We start from the raw sequence: 3169 nt of genomic DNA on the forward strand, positions 1-3169 counted from the left end.
GGTGCAGAGCTCCCTGACCCTTTTTAAATAGCCCGGAGGCTGGACCAGCATACCCGCTGCTCCCTGGACCAGAGGTTCAATTACAAAAGCGGCAACCTCGTGGCAGTGTGCCTCCATCGTTTCTTCCAAATTCTTCAAGCATTCTAAATCGCAGGAATGCTGAGATTTTCCAAAGGGACATCGATAACAATAAGGTGATTCGACATGAATAGCTGAAAAGAGGAGAGATTTATACGTTGCATGAAAGAGATCGATTCCCCCACACTCACCGAACCTATGGTATCTCCATGGTATGCATTGGTCAGAGAGATAAATTTTGTCTTATTCGGATCGCCCGAAGCTGCCTGTTGATGATACTGAAAGGCAATCTTGATGGCTATCTCGACGGCAGTGGAGCCGCTGTCGGAATAAAAGACCTTCGTCAGTCCCTCCGGGGCAATTTCTATAAGTTTTCTGGCACATTCGATGGCGGGAATATTTGAGAGTCCCAGCAGTGTGGAATGGGCAATCATGTCCAGTTGTTTCTTTATTGCAAGGTCGAGTTTTTTCTTCCTGTGCCCGTGGACGTTAGTCCAGAGTGAAGAAATTCCGTCAATGTATTCATTTCCATAAATGTCCTTTATGGTGCACCCATTCCCGCTCTCTATGATGAGGGGTTTTTCCTTCATATAATCCTGCATCTGGGTAAAGGGATGCCAGATATATTTCTTGTCGTCAATTTCAAGTTGCCTGTTACGATCCGAGATTGTTTCCATTTTTTGTTTCCTCCTGAGGCGGCAAAGCCGCAACCAAAAGTCAGGAGACAGGAGACAGAAATCAGAATAAAAAACTATTTCGCTTCCATTATGTATTCTGAATTCTGACTACTGACTTCTGTCTTCGTTCGTGGTCATATTAATGCCAACATCTGCGCAAAAAACGCAGTTGTTATGAATAAAGACCCTAAGAAGACCCCTCTGTTCAATTATTTGTTAATGCTTTTTCACCGTGGAAGTATAGAAAACTTGAAATTTCATGTCAAACTCATTCCCCAATCCTTTCGATTTTTCCCTCAATATCTGTCCACTCATTATAGAGGGCATCCAGGCGGGAGGTGATTTTATCATGCTCGATATTGAGTGATCGGATTTTATTTTCACTTTCATAGGTCTTGCTGTCGGTAAAAGCCGCTTCGATCTGGCCCTTTTTATCCTCCATTAATGCAATTTCCTCTTCGATTTTGTTCATGGCATCCTTGAGGGGTTTCAGTTTACGGTATCTTTCCTGTCTTTCTTCCGCCTCTTTCCTTTTTTGCTCTTTTCCGGGTTGAAGTGCTGATTTTTTCTTTTCCATCTCTTCTGTAAAGTCTTCGTCTGCATGGTGTTTTTGCAGGTACTCATCAACAGTACCATGGTATAAATCAAGTTCATCATTTTTGAGAACAACGACTTTATTGATCAAAGGTGAAAGAAAGTCCCTGTCGTGGGATACGATAATGTAAGTTCCTGTAAAATTACTCAGGCTTCGCTGTAAAACGGCCTTAGATTGCATGTCGAGATGATTCGTCGGCTCGTCCAAGACAAGGAGGTTAGCAGGCGTGATAAGCATCCTGGCAAGGGCAAGGCGGCTTTTTTCGCCTCCCGAAAGAACGGATACGGGCTTGGAGATATCATCCCCGGTAAAGAGAAAACAGCCTAATAAGGTTCTCAGCTCTCTCCCCGACATAGGGGTAGGAATCTCATCAACCATCTCGAGAACCGTTTTGGCCGGATTCAGTTCTTCAGCCATATTCTGGGCATAATAAGAGATGGAAACATTGTGGCCGGGCTTCCTTGTGCCATCCTGGAAAGGCTCTGAACCAGCTATGATCCGCGCAAGCGTAGACTTCCCCGAACCGTTCACGCCTAAAAAGGCGATCCTGTCACCCCGTTCAATCGCAAGATCAAGTCCTTCGAATACCGGATTGTTTCCGTATGATTTTATGATTTTATTGAGCGCCATAACGACCCTTCCCGGGCGCGGCGGCTGTGGAAAATCGAAGGATATCGTCTTCTCATTTTTCTCAAGCCCGATCAGTTCCATCTTTTCGAGCATTTTTATACGGCTCTGGACCTGCTTTGCCTTTGTCGCCTTGTATCGAAACCGTTCTATGAACTGGTTCGTCTTTTGAATCAGCCGCTTCTGGTTTTCGTAGGTGGACTGCAAGAGGGCGATCCGTTGCGTTTTTTGCTCCATGTAAGAGGAAAAATTGCCCGTATATTCGGTAACCTTCCCCATCGAAATCTCAACAACCCGCACTGCGAGATTATTGAGAAAACGGCTGTCATGAGAAACAAGGATAATCGAACCCCCATACGACTTTAAGTAGAATTCAAGCCATTCCAGAGATTCAATATCAAGGTGGTTGGTCGGCTCATCAAGGAGAAGAATGGTCGGCTCCCGAAGGAGGAGTTTGGCAAGTTCAATTCTCATTTGCCAGCCGCCACTGAACTCTTCCGTCATGCGATGAAGATCGCTTTCTTCAAAACCAAGGCCGGAGAGGATCTGCTTAATCTTTGTTTCGGTATTATACCCTTCCCGATGCTCCAGAATGTGCTGAACCGTGCCAAGCTCCTCGACCAGCGCCTCCATCCGGATAGACTTCGGGCTGTCTTGGCTTGTATGGATTGAGATTTCACGGCTAATTTCTTCTATTCTGTCATGCAGAGAAATGAGCTCACCAAAGACCGTTTCCACCTCTTTGTAGAGCGTTTTGCCTTTGTGAAATACGCCATTCTGCGGGAGATACCCTGCAGTACTAAAGCGAGACCTGACAACACTGCCTGAATCGGGCTCAACCTCGCCCACGATGATCTTCATCAGTGTGGTCTTGCCGGTACCGTTCGCTCCCACGAGGGCAATGCATTCTCCTTTGCCGATATGGAGGGAGATGTCTTTGAAAAGGTGTTTTCCACCGTACTGTTTTGATATATTTTGAACTGAAGTCAATCTACCGCAAACCCCGCCTTGATTTTTCCGTTATAAAGCTCTGTACAAAAAGACACTCTTGCCTAAAGCGACAAAGCCGCAACCCCAAAAGTGTCTAAAGTTTGAAGTGCCTAAAGTGAGCTAAAGTTAATGTACACGCCTTCGGCGCGGTCAAATTAGAAACAGGCTGCGCTGAAAGCGCATTCTTTAACTTTAGGCACTT

2 protein-coding genes are annotated in these 3169 nt (G+C 45.6%); both read right to left on the reverse strand.

Annotated features, from left to right (window positions below):
- Window positions 1–143: 143 nt before the first annotated feature.
- On the reverse strand, window positions 144–755 hold the full coding sequence (locus tag Q7J27_12925; GenBank protein MDO9530042.1) for an aminotransferase class III-fold pyridoxal phosphate-dependent enzyme: 612 nt from the start codon (window positions 753–755) through the stop codon (window positions 144–146).
- 268 nt (window positions 756–1023) lie between these two features.
- Window positions 1024–2967, reverse strand: a complete 1944-nt coding sequence (locus tag Q7J27_12930) for an ABC-F family ATP-binding cassette domain-containing protein (protein ID MDO9530043.1) — start codon at window positions 2965–2967, stop codon at window positions 1024–1026.
- Window positions 2968–3169: the final 202 nt, after the last annotated feature.

Source organism: Syntrophales bacterium (genome assembly GCA_030655775.1).
GTDB lineage: Bacteria > Desulfobacterota > Syntrophia > Syntrophales > JADFWA01 > JAUSPI01.